This window comes from Pandoraea pulmonicola, assembly GCF_000815105.2.
Taxonomy (GTDB): domain Bacteria; phylum Pseudomonadota; class Gammaproteobacteria; order Burkholderiales; family Burkholderiaceae; genus Pandoraea; species Pandoraea pulmonicola.
On the sequence record NZ_CP010310.2, the window covers coordinates 5,661,757 to 5,678,812 of the forward strand.

The 17,056-nt window shown below is 64.5% G+C and carries 9 protein-coding genes; 6 read left to right on the plus strand and 3 right to left on the minus strand.

Annotated features, from left to right (window positions below):
* The first annotated feature begins 34 nt into the window (after positions 1-34).
* The 6 genes from sorA to RO07_RS24525 all read left to right on the plus strand — a co-directional run bounded on the left by sorA (position 35) and on the right by RO07_RS24525 (position 11,337).
* Complete coding sequence (gene sorA / locus RO07_RS24500) at positions 35-1,387, plus strand: SorA family sulfite dehydrogenase catalytic subunit (protein WP_084072797.1); 1,353 nt, start codon at positions 35-37, stop codon at positions 1,385-1,387.
* Between the two features lie 14 nt (positions 1,388-1,401).
* Positions 1,402-1,743 (plus strand): SorB family sulfite dehydrogenase c-type cytochrome subunit, encoded by a 342-nt coding sequence (sorB, locus tag RO07_RS24505; RefSeq protein ID WP_039406603.1) that lies wholly within the window; start codon positions 1,402-1,404, stop codon positions 1,741-1,743.
* Positions 1,744-1,986: 243 nt separating this feature from the next.
* The gene (locus tag RO07_RS24510) at positions 1,987-3,924 is read left to right on the plus strand and encodes a type II secretion system protein (RefSeq protein WP_039406606.1); all 1,938 of its coding nucleotides are present in this window, start codon (positions 1,987-1,989) and stop codon (positions 3,922-3,924) included.
* 133 nt (positions 3,925-4,057) lie between these two features.
* On the plus strand, positions 4,058-7,981 hold the full coding sequence (putA, locus tag RO07_RS24515) for a trifunctional transcriptional regulator/proline dehydrogenase/L-glutamate gamma-semialdehyde dehydrogenase (protein ID WP_039406607.1): 3,924 nt from the start codon (positions 4,058-4,060) through the stop codon (positions 7,979-7,981).
* A gap of 457 nt (positions 7,982-8,438) precedes the next feature.
* The gene (gene putP / locus RO07_RS24520) at positions 8,439-9,983 is read left to right on the plus strand and encodes a sodium/proline symporter PutP (RefSeq protein WP_039413573.1); all 1,545 of its coding nucleotides are present in this window, start codon (positions 8,439-8,441) and stop codon (positions 9,981-9,983) included.
* Positions 9,984-10,191: 208 nt separating this feature from the next.
* A complete protein-coding gene (locus RO07_RS24525) occupies positions 10,192-11,337 on the plus strand; it encodes a branched-chain amino acid ABC transporter substrate-binding protein (protein WP_039406610.1) in 1,146 nt (381 codons plus the stop codon).
* A gap of 126 nt (positions 11,338-11,463) precedes the next feature.
* Here RO07_RS24525 and RO07_RS24530 read toward each other — a convergent pair whose 3' ends face one another.
* From RO07_RS24530 to RO07_RS24540, 3 genes are all read right to left on the minus strand, one after another.
* Entirely contained in the window at positions 11,464-12,903 is a 1,440-nt protein-coding gene (locus RO07_RS24530) for an alanine/glycine:cation symporter family protein (protein ID WP_039406612.1), read from the minus strand.
* A gap of 366 nt (positions 12,904-13,269) precedes the next feature.
* Positions 13,270-15,282 (minus strand): hypothetical protein, encoded by a 2,013-nt coding sequence (locus tag RO07_RS24535; RefSeq protein ID WP_039406614.1) that lies wholly within the window; start codon positions 15,280-15,282, stop codon positions 13,270-13,272.
* A 341-nt stretch (positions 15,283-15,623) separates the two neighbouring features.
* A complete protein-coding gene (locus RO07_RS24540; protein WP_039406615.1) occupies positions 15,624-17,048 on the minus strand; it encodes an L-serine ammonia-lyase in 1,425 nt (474 codons plus the stop codon).
* Between the last annotated feature and the right edge of the window lie 8 nt (positions 17,049-17,056).

Below are 17,056 nucleotides of genomic sequence, written 5' to 3' on the forward strand. Positions count from 1 at the left end.
TCGCGCCATGAGAAGTCCTACAGGAGACAATCCGATGAAGTCGCACGATCAGAGCGCCGCCCCCACGGCGCCGCATGCCGCCCAACTGTCCTCCCTTGCCGCTGCGGGACCTGACGAAGTTCTGCTGGCCGCGCCTCCCCTCGAATCCCCATTGGCTGCCGCGTCGCGCCGTCGCTTTCTGCGACGTGCCGGCGCCCTTGGCGTGGGCGCCAGCCTCGCCGGCCGTGCGCTCGACGCGATCGCCGCGGCCGCCGCACCGCAGACGGTCACGCTGCCGTTCGCGAACGGCGAGCGCGAGCTGGTCGCGTACCCGCAGAAGCGGCCGCTGATCCGACTCACAGCACGTCCGCCGCAACTGGAAACGCCGTTCGAGGTCTTCAACGACGGGCTCATCACGCCGAACGACGCCTTCTTCGTGCGCTACCACCTCGCGGGCATTCCGACCGACATCGACCCGGCGAAGCATCGCATCCGCGTGGGCGGCAGCGTCGCCAAGCCGCTCGAGATCTCGCTCGATTCCCTCAAGAAGGACTATGGCGCGCCGGTGGAGCTCGTGGCCGTGCACCAGTGCTCGGGCAACAGCCGGGGTTTCTTCGAGCCGCGCGTCGGTGGCGGGCAGATCGCCAACGGTGCGATGGGCAACGCGCGCTGGCGCGGCATTCCGCTCAAGCGGATTCTCGAACGCGCGGGCGTTTCGGCCAGCGCGAAGCAGGTGACGTTCGAGGGACTCGACCGCCCGGTCGTGCCCGCCACGCCGGAATTCGTGAAGGCGCTCGACATCGGGCACGCGATGGACGGCGAAGTGATGATCGCTTTCGCGATGAACGGCCAGGACCTGCCGATGCTCAACGGTTTCCCCGTGCGCCTGATCGTGCCCGGCTACTACGGCACGTACTGGGTGAAGCACCTGGCCGACATCAACGTCATCGACAAGGTCTTCGACGGCTTCTGGATGGCCAGCGCGTATCGCATTCCCGACAACGACTGCAATTGCGTCGCCCCGGGCACCGCGCCGCAAAAGACGAAGCCGATCGGCCGCTTTACCGTGCGCTCGTTCGTGACGAGCCATACCGACGGCCAACGGGTCGCGGCGGGCAAGGCGACACGCGTGCGCGGCATTGCGTTCGATGGCGGCGAAGGCATTCGCGACGTCCAGTTCTCCGCCGACGGTGGCCAGACGTGGCAGGCGGCGCAGCTCGGCGACGAACTCTCGAAGTACTCGTTCCGCGAATGGACGGCGTCGTTCACCCCGGCGCAACCCGGCGAATACGCGTTGAAAGTCCGGGCGACGAATCGCGCAGGGGTCACGCAACCTCTGCAGTCGTTGTGGAATCCGGCCGGCTATCTGCGCAACGGGGTGGAAACCGTGCGCGTGGTCGCGGCTTGAGACGGGGGACGATCATGAACGCCAGGAAATTCGCAAAGCGCGCCACCGCCGCCGCATTGGGTCTGATGGGCCTGTTCGGCGTCGCCACCGCACCGGCCCACGCCCTCGAGATCAAGCTGCCGCAGGAAACCGCTCAGCTCAAGGCCTCCACGCTCGCCGGCCATCAGGCCGCCAGCGCGTGGTGCGTCATGTGTCATTCCATCGACTACATCAACAGCCAGCCGCCCATGCCGGCGTCGTTCTGGAGCGCTGAAGTCACGAAGATGGTCAAGGTCTACGGCGCCCCGATCCCGGAAGATCAGGTCAAGCTGATCTCCGAATATCTCGGCAAGACGTACGGCAACGACCCGAAGTAAAGCGCTTCCCCCGGGGCGGCCCCCCGGGGGATTACCGGCGATGGTCCACGGTGCCCGCGCACCAGCTTTTCGCCGATCCCACTTCTCTTTCGTGTAAATCCTTTCGATTCTGATCTCACCGACTGTCATATAGGACGTCTCCTAGAACATCTTCCCAAGTGGCCGCCAATAAAATCGTTCGCTGGCCCGGGGACCATTGACGCACGTGATTTCCCGGTCTTTTTTCTTCGACTGGGGACACCAATGCGGAATCGACAATCCGGCTTCTTTCTGATCGGCGCAACGATCGCCGTGGCCATCGCAGGGGCCTTGCTGACCCTCTCGCTGCAGCAGCAAGTCCACGAAACGCGCATGCAGCGCGCCGAGAACGTCGGCAGCGCGCTCAAGGTCATCGGCAATGGCGTCGAGTCCTTCATCGTCGAGCATCACGGCGACATCGACAGGGCGCTGGACGGCAAGCCGGGCATCACGCTCTCACGCGCCGGCGAGTTGACCAACGTCCCGCTTTCCCGCGTGACCGACGCCCGCTTCGGCCACGTGCTTCAGGTGCGAATCGACGGCGTCACCGGACCACCGAGCGCCGCGGCAATCATTCGAATGACGCGTCTGCCGGGGGTGGGAGACAGGCCGCCATTGCCCGGTGCAAATTACGTCGTGCGGATCTTCCGCGATGTGAATGATCCGAACATTCGTGCCGTCGTCCATCTCGACAGGACGCTGCGCACGACTTACGGTCGCGATCCGGACTGGAACATGCTCGGCGCCGCCGTGCGCAAGATCGGCGTGAACGGCGGTCTGTCGCGGGACGACACCGGGCGCTTCACCTTTCCGCTGACGCCCACGAGCGATACGACCCATCCGAACACACTCCCGAGCACGGCCGACACTCCCGGTTTGCTGGCCGTTCGCGCGGGGTATTCGCTCAGCCCGCTCAATCGCTATCTCAGGCGCGACGGGACCGATGAGATGACCGGGCCTCTGAAGATGGGCGGAAAGGACATCGTCGGCGCCGGCAATATCAAGCTCGACGGCAGCCTGGAGACGTCCGGCGGAACGGTCAAGGCGAAAACCGTGGACGCGCAGGAAGACGTGGTGGCCCGCCGCAATGCATTGGTGGGCGGAGACGCGGCCAGGCAGCGGGCGAGCGCCGTCAACGGCAACAACGCGCCCGGTTGGGTGATTGCAGGCAAGGGAATCGCATCAGGCCATGTGCTGGCCGGCAGCGACGCGAGAATGGTCACGGACGCCAAGCGGCACGGCGAAGGCATCGTGGCGGGGTCCAAAGGTGTCTGGTCGTACGGCGACCTTTGGGCCAAGGAGGACATCTACAACGAAGACGGCAATCTCTATGTCCGGCGCAAGCAATCGAACAAGGGCAATGTCGTGGCGGACGGCAGCCTGATTTCACAGGGAGGCGCGCTGCAACTGAAGAACTTCCGCGCCGAGGCCAACACGTCGTGTACCGGCATGGAAGGCGGCATTGCGGTGAACAGCGCCGGTCGGGTCGTCTCGTGCCAGGCAGGCCGCTGGCAAATCAGTCTCGTCACCCAGATCAAGACGCAGACGCACTACGTCGACCGCGCGGTGAAATGGGGCTATCGCGAGTGGGACCTGTCGAGCGTCAACGACTCCGGCATTCGGGACTATCGATTCGGCAACGCGAAGGTGTGCCGGCTGTTGTCGAATCAGCACTTCAACCCGGCCACGATAAACTCGGCCATCTCCCCGCAATACCTCCGGTTCGACACCGGCGAGTATGTCCTCACCGTACCGCCGCCGGTACGCTCGGCAATGCCGCGCCTGACGGTCGCGTGCATCTATACCGAAACGCCTTCGCGCGCCTACGCCACTCGCTACGGGGGACGCGACACGTATCTTCAGCCCTCCGTCAACGACCACTTCGACGACGATATCGCGCGCAACTTCGTACAGGCGAATCCCCCCGCCACCGAGTACCGGACATTCACGTACGATCGATTCAAGTTCCTGGCGGGCGACGCCGGCAATCATTACGCGCTCGGCGACTGGGACAACTGCATCATCGATTACCGATACGGGGACAGCTGGGCGGGCGGCGAGCTGGACCTGTACCCGCCCCAGACCTACTACCAGAACGCCGAGTGGCTGTTCCGCGTCAAGAAGCGCGACGGACGCGCCATCTGCTGGCGCACCAGAATCTGAAAATTCCCTATCGGGTGCAACCCCTATATTGACTCTGGTTGCACCTCTGTTGAAACCCGGTTACGATGCCGCAATTCACCCGCTATGGGTGTCACGCTTCTTTGCTTTCTTGCGTCCTCAGGTAACCACTTCCATGGCTAACACCACTCTCGGCGTCAAGGTCGACGACGTATTGCGCACACGGCTCAAGACGGCCGCCCAACAAATCGAGCGCACCCCGCACTGGCTGATCAAACAGGCCATCTTCGCCTACCTGGAGCGCGTCGAGAGCGGCGTGCTGCCGCCCGAGCTCAGTGGTGCAACCCAGTCGGGCACCGAGGTGATCGACGGCCACGCCGGCGACGACACCGTCCCGCACCCGTTCCTCGAATTCGCGCAGAACGTGCAACCGCAATCGGTGCTGCGCGCCGCCATTACCGCCGCCTACCGCCGCCCCGAGCCCGAATGCGTGCCGGTGCTCATCGGTCAGGCCAAGCTGCCGTCGGCCACCGCCGCGTCGGCCTCCGCGCTGGCCCGCAAGCTCGTCGTCGCCCTGCGCGGCAAGAGCACCGGCGGCGGCGTCGAAGGCCTCATTCACGAATTCTCGCTGTCCAGCCAGGAAGGCGTGGCGCTGATGTGTCTGGCCGAAGCGCTGCTGCGCATTCCCGACAAGGCCACGCGCGACGCGCTCATTCGCGACAAGATCAGCAAGGGCGACTGGCACGCGCACATGGGCAATTCGCCGTCGATGTTCGTCAACGCCGCCACCTGGGGTCTGATGATCACCGGCAAGCTCGTCACCACCACCAGCGAAGCCGGTCTCACCAAGGCGCTCACGCGCCTGATCGGCCGTGGCGGCGAGCCGCTCATCCGCAAGGGCGTGGACATCGCCATGCGCCTGATGGGCGAACAGTTCGTGACGGGCGAGACCATCTCCGAGGCGCTCGCCAACAGTCGCAAGTACGAAGCCCAGGGCTTCCGCTACTCGTACGACATGCTCGGCGAGGCGGCGACCACCGAGGAGGACGCGCAACGCTACTACGCCAGCTACGAGCAGGCGATTCATGCAATCGGCAAGGCGTCGGCTGGCCGTGGCATCTACGAGGGTCCGGGCATCTCGATCAAGCTCTCGGCCCTGCATCCGCGCTACTCGCGCAGCCAGCACGAGCGCACGATGAGCGAACTGCTGCCGCGCGTGCAGGCGCTCGCCAAGCTGGCGCGCTCGTATGACATCGGCCTGAACATCGACGCCGAGGAAGCCGACCGCCTCGAGATCTCGCTCGACCTGCTCGAGGCGCTGTGCTTCGATCCCGAACTGGCCGGCTGGAACGGCATCGGTTTCGTGGTGCAGGCGTATCAGAAGCGTTGCCCGTTCGTGATCGACTTCATCATCGATCTGGCACGCCGCAGCCGTCATCGCGTCATGGTGCGCCTGGTCAAGGGCGCGTACTGGGATACGGAAATCAAGCGCGCGCAGGTCGACGGCCTCGAAGGCTATCCGGTCTACACGCGCAAGATCTACACGGACGTGTCGTACCTCGCCTGCGCGAAGAAGCTGCTCGCCGTGCCGGACGCCATCTATCCGCAGTTCGCCACGCACAACGCCTACACGCTCTCGGCGATCTATCACCTCGCCGGCAACAACTACTACCCGGGGCAATACGAGTTCCAGTGCCTGCACGGCATGGGCGAGCCGCTTTATGAAGAGGTCGTCGGCCCCATCGCGGCGGGCAAGCTCGCGCGACCGTGCCGCGTGTACGCGCCAGTCGGCACGCACGAGACGCTGCTCGCCTACCTGGTGAGACGTCTGCTCGAAAACGGTGCTAACACGTCGTTCGTCAACCGCATTGCGGACGAGACCGTCAGCGTCGACGAACTGATCGCCGATCCGATCACCGAGGCCGAGAAGGTGCAGCCGCTCGGCGCCCCGCACGCCAAGATTCCGCTGCCGCGCGACTTGTACGGCGCCACGCGCGCCAACTCGTCGGGCTTCGACCTGTCGAACGAGCACCGTCTGGCGTCGCTGTCCTCGGCCCTGCTCGCGAGCGCGGGCACACCGTGGCGCGCCGCCCCGATGCTCGCCGACGGCGAACGCACCCACGGCACACCGCGCCCCGTGCGCAACCCGGCCGATCTGCGCGACACCGTCGGCGAGGTCATCGAAGCCACGTCGGCCGATGTCGAAGCCGCGCTCACGCACGCCGTGGCCGCCGCCCCGATCTGGCAGGCCACGCCGGTCGAAGAGCGCGCCGACTGCCTGATGCGCGCGGCGGACTTGCTCGAAGCCCACATGCCCACGCTCATGGGGCTGTGCGTGCGCGAAGCGGGCAAGTCGCTGCCGAATGCCGTGGCCGAAGTGCGCGAAGCCGTCGATTTCCTTCGCTACTACGCCGCGCAGATCCGCCAGGGCTTCTCCAACGACACGCACCGCCCGCTGGGCCCCGTGCTGTGCATCAGCCCGTGGAACTTCCCGCTCGCGATCTTCGTCGGTCAGGTCGCGGCCGCCCTGGCCGCGGGCAACCCGGTCATCGCCAAGCCGGCCGAGCAAACGCCGCTCATCGCCGCCGAAGCCGTGCGTCTGATGCAGGCGGCCGGCATTCCGGCCGGCGCGCTGCAACTGCTGCCGGGCACGGGCGAGACGGTCGGCGCCGCACTCGTGGCCGACGCCCGGGTCAAGGCGGTGATGTTCACGGGCTCGACCGAAGTGGCGCGCATCATCGCGCGCACGCTGGCCGACCGTCTGGACGCCAATGGTCGCCCGATCCCGCTGATCGCCGAGACCGGCGGCCAGAACGCCATGATCGTCGACTCGTCGGCGCTGCCCGAGCAGGTCGTGTACGACGTGCTCGCGTCGGCCTTCGACTCGGCCGGTCAGCGCTGCTCGGCCCTGCGCGTGCTGTGCCTGCAGGACGACATCGCCGACAAGACGCTGCACATGCTCAAGGGCGCGATGCGGGAGCTGGCCATCGGCAACCCCGATCGTCTGGCCATCGACGTCGGCCCCGTGATCGACGCCGAAGCGCAGGGCAACATCAACCGCCACATCGAACAGATGCGCGGCAAGGGCTTCCCCGTCGAACAGCTGCCGCTGCCCGACGCCACCCGCCACGGCACCTTCGTCGCGCCGACGCTCATCGAGCTCACCGATCTGAAGGCGCTGCAGCGCGAAGTCTTCGGCCCGGTGCTGCACGTGATCCGCTTCAAGCGCGCCCAACTCGACAAGCTGCTCGCGCAGATCAACGGCACGGGCTACGGCCTCACGTTCGGCGTGCATACGCGTATCGACGAAACCATCGCCTACGTGACCGAACGCGCTCACGTCGGCAACATCTACGTGAACCGTAACGTGATCGGCGCCGTGGTCGGCGTGCAGCCGTTCGGCGGTGAAGGACTGTCTGGGACCGGTCCGAAAGCGGGCGGTCCGATGTATCTGCCGCGTCTGCTTGCCACGCGTCCAGCCGCACTCGCGCCCGAACTGAACCGCAACGAGGCCGCGCTCGCGCCGCTGGCGGCGTATCGCGACTGGCTGCATCAACAGGGCAATGGCGCGGACAACACCGCCGCGATCGATCGCGTCGACCGTTATCTGGCCACGTCGGCGCTCGACGCGACCGCCGTACTGCCCGGCCCGACCGGCGAGCGCAACACGTACGGTCTGGAGCCGCGCGGGCCGGTCCTGTGCGTGGCCGCCACGCCGCTCGGCGCGCGCACACAGCTGGCCGCCGTGCTCGCCACCGGCAACAACGCCCTCTTCGCGGACGGCGCCGCCGCTCGCGAGCTGGTCGGCGCACTGCCGGCTTCGCTTAAGGGCCGGGCTTCGCTGCTGGCCGCCGGCACGGATGCCGCCGGCGAGCCGTCGCTCGCGGCCGTTCTGTTCGAAGGCGACAGCGACGAGCTGCGCGCGCTCAACCGCCGCATCGCCACGCGCAACGGTCCGATCCTGTCGATGCAGGGCCTCGCCCCCGAGGCGCTAGCTGCCGGCGACGACTACGCGCTCGAGCGCCTGCTGTGCGAGCGCTCGGTGTCGGTCAACACCGCCGCCGCCGGCGGTAATGCGAACCTCATGACCATCGGCTGATCGTGCCGCGCCGCGGGATGTCGCGACGAACGCTTTCCCTTTCGTTCGATATGTCCGATTTGTCCGATATCTGACCGCGACCGCCGGCGTCTCTCCGTGAGCGCCGGCGGCACGTTTCTCTCGTCCGGCCTCATGCGGCCACCCACGCCCCGCCTTTGCGGGCGCAGGTGGCCGCGCTGTTTTGACGTTCTCCCCTCCCGCCCCCCTCGCGTCCGCCTTGCCAACGACATCCGTCTCTTGCGTCCTAACGCAAGTCCCGTAGCCGAGCGCGGTCGGCCCATTCGCGGTATTGTCGCGCCCGCCCCCGACATATCACGCATCTCACCGCCTTCGCGCGGTCAACCCGTGCCGGCGACACGTATCGCCGGCCGCCGCGATCGCCGCCCTGCGTCGTCGCCGCCTCGTCATGCCGGGGCAGGCGCGCGACGTACGTGACGGCGTCGCTCAAGGAGGCAACATGTCCCTTTGGAACCCCACCGCGGTGTCGTTCACCGTCTACCTGCTGCTGATGCTCGCTATCGGCTGGCTGGGCTACCGCTCGACCAATAATCTCTCCGACTACATCCTGGGTGGACGGCGTCTCGGCAGCTTCGTCACGGCGCTCTCGGCCGGGGCGTCCGACATGAGCGGCTGGCTGCTGCTCGGTTTGCCGGGCGCGATCTATGCGGGCGGCCTGTCCGGCGTGTGGATCGCCATCGGCCTGGCCATCGGTGCATGGGCGAACTGGCGTCTGGTGGCGGCACGTCTGCGTGTGCACACGGAAGTCTGCGGCAACGCGCTCACGCTTCCCGAATACCTCACGCAGCGCTTCGACGACCGCAGCCACGTGCTGCGCATCGTCACGGCGCTGGTGATCCTCATCTTCTTCACGATCTATTGCGCGTCGGGCGTCGTGGCGGGTGCGCGTCTGTTCGAGACGATGTTCGGCCTGGAATACCATACCGCGCTGTGGATCGGCGCCGTGGCGACCATCGCGTATGTCTTCATCGGCGGCTTCCTGGCCGTGAGCTGGACCGATACGGTGCAGGCCTCGCTGATGTTCGCGGCGCTGGTCGTGACGCCGATCGCCGTGATCGCGCTCGACGGCAGCCCGGCCGCGGCCGTGGACGCCGTGACGGCCGTCCACCCGTCGCACACTGACTGGTTCGGAGACCTCGCGCCCATCGGCGTGATCTCGATGCTCGCCTGGGGGCTGGGCTACTTCGGGCAGCCGCACATTCTGGTGCGCTTCATGGCGGCGCGCTCGGCGGCCGCGATTCCGCAGGCGCGGCGCATCTGCATGACCTGGATGGTGCTGTGCCTGAGCGGCGCGGTGGCGGTGGGCTTCTTCGGGCTGGCGTTCTATAGTGCGCGTCCCGACCTGGGCGCGGGTGTGGCGGCCAACCCCGAAACCATTTTCATGTCGCTCACGACGCGCCTTTTCGCCCCGTGGCTCGCCGGCATTCTGCTCGCCGCGATTCTGGCGGCCGTCATGAGCACGCTGTCGTGCCAGTTGCTCGTGTGCGCCAGTGCGTTGACGGAGGACCTTTACAAGACCTTCGCGCGTGGGCCGGTGAGCCAGCGCCGTCTAGTGTGGATCGGCCGCGCGATGGTGCTCGCCGTGGCCGTGATCGCCGTGCTGCTGGCCCTCGATCCCGAGAGCCGGGTGCTCGGCATGGTGAGCTACGCCTGGGCGGGCTTCGGCGCCGCCTTCGGTCCGCTGGTGCTTGCCACGCTGTTGTGGCCGCGCGTCACCCGCAACGGGGCGCTGGCGGGCATCGTGGTCGGAGCCGCGACGGTGCTCGTCTGGAAGCAGCTCGGCTGGCTGGATCTGTACGAAATCGTGCCGGGCTTCGTGCTGGGCGGCCTGGCGCTGATCGCGGTGAGCCGGTTCGATCGGGCGCCCGGCGCCGAGGTGCTGGCGCGTTATGCATCTGCTGAAAAAGCCCTGGCGGAGATCCAGCAAGGCGCCCCGGCCGACGCGGGTGCCACCGATGCACCCACGGCGCAACCTTCGCCATAAGCCGGTAGCACCTTCTATCGGAATATGTCCCTCTTGACCGGCGCGCGCAGCCATCCAATACTGCCGCGTCGGACGCATTGTGCGTTTGATTTCGGTCGATGCCATCTCAGAGTCGACCGGCTCTGGGCAGACAGCGTTCCAGGAAGGCGCGTCGCGGCGATCCCGCAGGCGCGCCACTCAACGACATACACATGCAAGGAGAGGGTTGATGCAATCGAAGCTTACGGCTGGCGCATTGGCAGTTGCGGGACTGCTCGCATTTGGCGGTGCCGCGCACGCCCAACAGGCGCAGGAAGTGAAGCTGGGTTTTGCCGCACCGCTCACGGGCGCCCAGGCGCACTACGGCAAGGACATGCAGAACGGCATTCAACTTGCCGTCGACGAATACAACGCGACGAAGCCGACCATCGAAGGCAAGCCGGTGAAGTTCGTGCTGCAGGCGGAAGACGATCAGGCCGACCCGCGTCAGGGTTCGCTGGTCGCGCAGAAGCTGGTCGACTCGGGCGTCAAGGGCATGCTGGGCCACTTCAACTCGGGCACGACCATCCCGGCTTCGCGCATCTACGCGCAGGCGGGGATTCCGGAGATCGCCATGGCGACGGCCCCGGAATACACGAAGCAAGGTTTCAAGACGACGTTCCGCATGATGACCTCGGACATCCAGCAAGGGTCGGTCGTCGGTAACTTCGCCGTCAAGAAGCTGGGCTTCAAGAACATCGCCATCGTCGACGACCGCACCGCCTACGGTCAGGGTCTGGCGGACGAGTTCGAGAAAGCTGCGAAGGCTGCCGGCGGCAAGATCGTGCGTCGCGAATTCGCCAACGACAAGGCGGTGGACTTCCGCGCCATTCTCACCAACCTCAAGCGCGCCAATCCGGACGTGATCTTCTACGGCGGGGCCGACGCGCAAGCCGGCCCGCTCGCCAAGCAGATGCGCGAGCTCGGCATGAAGAGCACGCTGATGGCCGGCGAGATGGTCAAGTCGGACGCGTTCCTGAAGATCGCCGGCGACGCCGCCAATGGCTCGGTGGTGTCGCTCGCGGGCCTGCCGCTCGACAAGATGCCGGGTGGCGCAGCCTACGAGCAGCGCTACAAGGCCAAGTTCGGCGCGGCGCCGGAGACGTACTCGCCGTACGCGTACGACGGCGCCATGGCCATGATGTCGGCCATGAAGAAGGCCAACTCGACCGACCCGGCGAAGTACCTGCCGACGCTGGCCAAGACGAGCATGCCGGGCGTGACCACACGTGAGCTTGCCTACGACAACGTGGGCGATCTGAAGTACGGCTCGATCACCGTCTACAAGGTCGTGGACGGCAAGTGGACCGTGCTGGAGACCGTCGGCGGCAAGTAAGCCGATAACGCTTCAATGGCAGCACCATCAACAAGGGCTGGTGAGGATGACTCGCCGGCCCTTGTGTTTGAGGCGTTTCGCAGCTATCGACAGAGCGTCGAATACCCAAGACGGGTGTGACCGCTATCAACGTCCATCACCCCGCTCAGCACACCAGACATCTTTTGACAGCCGCTCTCGCATCTCCGGGGGCAACACGTCGCGCGTGAAAACCGGTTCGACAATACCCGCCTTGCGCTGCGCCTGATAGTCTCGCCACGCGATCAACACATACTTCATCAGCATGCCGATGGCGAACAGATTGATGAATGCCATCAAAGCGGTGCCGACGTCCGCAAAGCTCCATACCAACGGCAGGCTGGCGACGGAGCCAAGCATCACCGCGAGCAGCACCAGTGCACGAAAGATATTGAGCAACCACGGACGTTGTGTCAGGTAGTCCATGTTGACTTCGGCATACGCATAGTTGCCCAGTACGCTCGAGTATGCGAGGAAGAATACGGTGATCCCTGTGAAGACGACCGCCCAGTTGCCCACGTGTGCCGCCAGCGAGCGTTGCGTAAGTACGGCCCCTTCCGGCGCGGCGCCTGGGATGAACTCGCCGGAGAGCAGAATCATGAATGCCGTGGCCGAGCACACCACAATTGTGTCGAAGAATACGCCGAGCATTTGCATCAACCCTTGCTGCACCGGGTGCCGGGTCGTCGCCACCGCCGCCGCGTTGGGCGCGCTGCCCATGCCCGCCTCATTGGAGAACAGACCGCGCTTCACCCCCATCAACACCGCCTGACTCACCGCATATCCGGCAATACCGCCCACGGCAGGCTCAAGCCCGAAGGCGTGCCGCAGGATCATCGAAATCATGCCCGGGATCTGATCGATATTGACGATACAGATGTACACGGCGAGCCCGAGATAGGCTATCGCCAATACCGGAACGATCCATTGCGCAAAACGCGCGACGCGTCGCACACCGCCATAGATGATCGGTGCCGTCATCAACACCAGCGCGATGCCGATCCATGTGCGCTCCCATCCGAACGACGCCTCCAGCGCCTCGGCAATCGAGTGCGACTGCACCGAGTTGAGCGCGAATCCGAATGTGAAGAGCAACGCCAGCGCAAAGACGATGCCGAACTTGCGCGAGCCGAGGCCAAGCTGGATGTAGTAAGCGGGACCGCCACGGAAGGTATTGTCGTGCCATGAGATCTTGAAGATCTGCGCCAGCGTCGACTCGACGAAGGCCGACGCCATGCCGAGCAGCGCGGTCATCCACATCCAGAAGATCGCCCCCGGACCACCAATGGTCAGCGCTACGGCAACGCCCGCGATATTGCCGGTGCCCACGCGGCTCGCCAGGCCCGTCGCAAACGCCTGAAAAGGTGAAATGCCGGAGGTGCCACCGGAAATCCGCAACAGGCAGACGCTATGCCAGAGTGCGCGCACCTGAATCCCTCCGAACCGGAGGGTGAAGTACAAGCCTGCGCCCAACAGGACGACGATAAGGGGATACCCCGAAAGCACGCCACCGACGGTGTCGACGATCGGTTTGAGCCAGCCTTCCATGAATTGCGTCTCCTTACGCTATCGGACAGGTTGGCGTCTGCACCAACGCTGATGAACCCTTGCCAGTAGGGAAAGCGATAAAGAGTCGCAAAAGTTCGATAGTATTGACACAGTCCGGCACATTTTTCCGCACCTTCCTATACGCAAAATTGGGAAAGAGCGCAAATCACGGCGCGCGCCGCCTCGCCGTTACGTCAAATCGTCGTCGCAAAATAAAAAAGCCGCTCGGCATTCGCCGGGCGGCTCAAAGACAAGGCAAGGAGACATCGAGGCGTAGATTAAAGCGAAAATGTGACCGACATATGACGTTCATCGATGTAGCGACGTGACTTCGATGCCCAGCAGTGAAGCGCTCGGTGCATCGACTCATGAAGGAAAACAGTTGTTGTGGCACTGCTTGAATTTGACTGCGGTCAAATCGCCGGCGTCAGAGAATGCACACGTCAATTCCGCGCCCCCACCACTACCGCCACTGATGCGAATTGTCGGACTGCGGGTCCGGGAATCGAAGCCGAGAGTGGTGATTCCGCGGTAGTTGCCGCTGTCCGAGACGATGCACGAGAGTGCACGATGAATGACGACCCGCCCGTCCGATCGGTAGAACCACCGCTTTCCCACAACATTGGCCTGGGAACTCCAGTCCCCGGGCTTCGCCTGCGGCGCGAGGTTGGACAACAAGTCCTCCAACTTGCGTTTGAACTCACGGTGCTTATCGTCATAGACGGCGATCGGGAATCGGCGGTCCGCAAGGTCCTCTCCCCATAGAAGATAACCATAGCGGTCTGTCAGACTACCGGGGACACCCGCGTTTCCCCATGTCCAGGCATACGCGTCGAGGCGTACGCTTCCGCGTCCCTTGGAGAGGCAGATCAATTCGTCGGCACCGGTGCCGACGACGTAGCCTATGTCGCCCAATGACATGATGGGTGTACGGCTGGTGCGTAGGCCCGCTTGCGGCGGAAGCAGCGCGCAGGCCATCACTTTGCTGGTTCCTGCGTTGGTGCGGAAATACAGATTCCCCGGATCGACGACGCCTCGCGATAGACGCCCGTCGACGGAAAGCACGGACATCTTCCAGCCTTCCCCCAGTCGAACGAGCCTCTCGATCTCCTCGCGGATAGCGACAGGCACCTCCTTCACTGTCTGAGGAGCGCTGGAGAGCTTCCAACGCCAAACGTTCGATCTCTCCTTCTCCCGCTGACAGGACACGACCCGGCCATCGTTGTCGCGCGCGAGCCCCCAGATGCTGCACTCGTCGCCGAGCTTGACACCCTTACCCAACTCGACGAGGCCCTCGCCTGATTTGAGATTGCCCGACGCCGTCACGTTCTCGGCCTCGAGCTTCTTCGCGCCTTTGATCTCGTTCCCCGACATATTCAGATCGCCCTCGAACCTGGCTCCCTTTTTTGCCGTGAACTTACCGCCAACGTCTGCATCGTTGACCGTCAGCGAGTTCATTACGAGTTTGCCGCTTCCCCGAATGTCGCCCGCCCCAACGATATTGTTCTTCCGCAGGTCCAGTTCTTTCTCGAGATTCAGTTTTCCGGAGATCGTCGCTTCTTTCTTGATTTTCAGCTCGTCCATCGCGAGCACCCCGGACCCGGAGATATTCTTGACCCCGACGATGCTGTGCTCCACGCTATTGCCTCGCGCATCCTTGCCCGACATCGTCAGATCTCCGGTCATAGGAAGCGAACCATCTCGCTTGACGTTGAGGTTGAGATTATCGGTCTGAGCCCCGCCTCGGATGGCAATGAGACCGGCGAGGTTCAATGGATTCTTCACCGGGATCGGGTTGTCCTTTTCGTCGATGAAACGGAAATTCTGCGGCCTATCCTGCGTCGATATTCCGCCTGCCGCACCGATCTTTCGTGCGGCAACCGCGGCGAAATCGAAGTCCGCTTCGGATGAATAGGTGCGCTTCATCGGTTCAGTAAGAAACGTCAGCGTGCGGAGCTGACAAATCTTCGGCGTACCGCCGCATGTCCGGTAGATCCGAATCGCGTACTCCCCCACACCGCTCGGCGGACGGCTGCTCACACCAGGAAGGCGTAACGCTTTGATGAGATTTTCGGCAGAGAGATTGCTCAAGTGATCTTCGTCGAAGGCGTTGCCGGCTGACGTCAACTTGAATTCGACACCGTTGACAGAGAACTTTCTATTGGGCTCTTCGAACACCCGCTGTATGTCTGCGTGGTACCGCACAGCAAAGGTGTCAACCGCGTCGCCGATCGCTTTCAGCGCCTCGCCAACACGCTCGGCTTTTTCGGTTCGCATCTGGCGTGAATAATTGACGCCCCAGAACGTGATCAGCATGCCGACCACCGCGACCGCAATCGCGGCAGAGACCAGAAAAATGCCAGATTGGCGTTTGCGCATTGTTGAACTCCTCCTGCTCCAGCGCCGCACGCGTTATCGCGCGTGACAGTAAAGTCGTCGAAGCGTGTCATTCTCCGCGCGTGCTGGAATTAGAGGAGTGGGAATCGGCCGGATTTGGCGAGATACGTTCGCGGAACCCGAAGCGATTCGTTGGAAAGCAAAAAGGCCGCACGGCAAACGCCGTGCGGCCTACGCAAATTTGTCAGACGTCATACTCGCCAAACCGGTTTTCCGCATCGACTTCCGCTCATGCGGCCATCCTGCGTCGACACAGCGCTTGCCGCATATCCCGCCGCCCCACACACTGCACGGCGAGACACAGACAAACGCAGCGCGCGGGGTCAGCACTCCACGATATTCACCGCCAGCCCGCCGCGCGCCGTTTCCTTGTACTTCGTCTTCATGTCGGCGCCGGTCTCGCGCATCGTCTTGATGACCGAGTCGAGCGAGACGTAGTGCGCGCCGTCGCCGCGAAGCGCCATGCGTGCGGCGTTCACGGCCTTGACCGACGCCATCGCATTGCGCTCGATGCATGGAATCTGCACGAGCCCCCCCACCGGATCGCAGGTGAGCCCCAGGTTGTGCTCCATGCCGATTTCCGCGGCGTTCTCGACTTGCTCGACCGTGCCGCCCAGCACCGCGGCCAGCGCGCCTGCCGCCATCGAGCACGCCACGCCGACTTCGCCCTGGCAGCCCACTTCCGCGCCCGAAATCGACGCATTGAGCTTGTACAGGATGCCGATGGCCCCCGCCGTGAGCAGGAAGTCGATCACACCCTGCTCGTTCGCGCCATGCACGAAGCGGTCGTAGTAATGCAGCACCGACGGAATGATGCCCGCCGCGCCGTTCGTCGGCGCCGTCACCACGCGCCCGCCCGCGGCGTTCTCTTCGTTGACGGCAATCGCGTACAGGTTCACCCAGTCCATCACCGAAAGCGGATCCGACAGCGTACGCTCAGCCCGTTGCGTGAGCTGACGGTACAGTTCCGGCGCGCGACGTCGCACATGCAACGGCCCGGGCAGTTCGCCGTCCGCTTCGTCGTTGCCGATGCCGCACCCGCGCGTGACACACGATTGCATCACCGCCCAGATGTTGAGCAGGCCGCGACGAATGTCTTCCTCGGCCGTCTTCTCGTCCTTCCCGTCCTTATTGCCCTTGTGCCAGACCTTCTCGTTCTCCCACATCAACTGGGCGATGGTCTTGCCGCTCGCGCGGCACATCTCGAGCAACTCCTTGCCGGTGCGGAACGGGTACGGCAACTGATCGTGCGCGGCGAGCACCTGCGTGTTCGACGCCCCCGCCGTCACCACAAAGCCACCGCCCACCGACAGATAACGCCCTTCGCGCAGCTTGTTGCCCTCGCTGTCGAACGCATGGAATTTCATGCCGTTCGGATGCTCGGCCATCGCCTCGCGACGGAAGAACACCATGTGCTCTTTCTCGACGAACGGCACCTCGTACTTGCCGAGAATCGACAACGCCTTCTCGCGGCGCAGCGTGGCGAGACGCCCGGCGATCGTCGACGGATCGACCGTGTCCGGCGCTTCGCCCATGAAACCCAGCAGCACGCCCTTGTCGGTGCCGTGACCCTTGCCCGTGGCGCCGAGCGAGCCGTAAAGCTCCGCGCGCAGCGACGCCACCTGTGGCAGCAATCCGTCGCGCTCCAGTCCCTGGACGAACATCAGTGCTGCGCGCATCGGCCCCACGGTATGCGAACTCGACGGTCCGATACCGATCTTGAACAAATCGAAAACTGAAACGGCCATGGGGGTTC

Coding starts and splice junctions, on each gene's coding strand:
- sorA (WP_084072797.1), top strand. CDS start 35: ATGAAGTCGCACGATCAGAGCGCCGCCCCCACGGCGCCGCATGCCGCC.
- sorB (WP_039406603.1), top strand. CDS start 1,402: ATGAACGCCAGGAAATTCGCAAAGCGCGCCACCGCCGCCGCATTGGGT.
- RO07_RS24510 (WP_039406606.1), top strand. CDS start 1,987: ATGCGGAATCGACAATCCGGCTTCTTTCTGATCGGCGCAACGATCGCC.
- putA (WP_039406607.1), top strand. CDS start 4,058: ATGGCTAACACCACTCTCGGCGTCAAGGTCGACGACGTATTGCGCACA.
- putP (WP_039413573.1), top strand. CDS start 8,439: ATGTCCCTTTGGAACCCCACCGCGGTGTCGTTCACCGTCTACCTGCTG.
- RO07_RS24525 (WP_039406610.1), top strand. CDS start 10,192: ATGCAATCGAAGCTTACGGCTGGCGCATTGGCAGTTGCGGGACTGCTC.
- RO07_RS24530 (WP_039406612.1), bottom strand. CDS start 12,903: ATGGAAGGCTGGCTCAAACCGATCGTCGACACCGTCGGTGGCGTGCTT.
- RO07_RS24535 (WP_039406614.1), bottom strand. CDS start 15,282: ATGCGCAAACGCCAATCTGGCATTTTTCTGGTCTCTGCCGCGATTGCG.
- RO07_RS24540 (WP_039406615.1), bottom strand. CDS start 17,048: ATGGCCGTTTCAGTTTTCGATTTGTTCAAGATCGGTATCGGACCGTCG.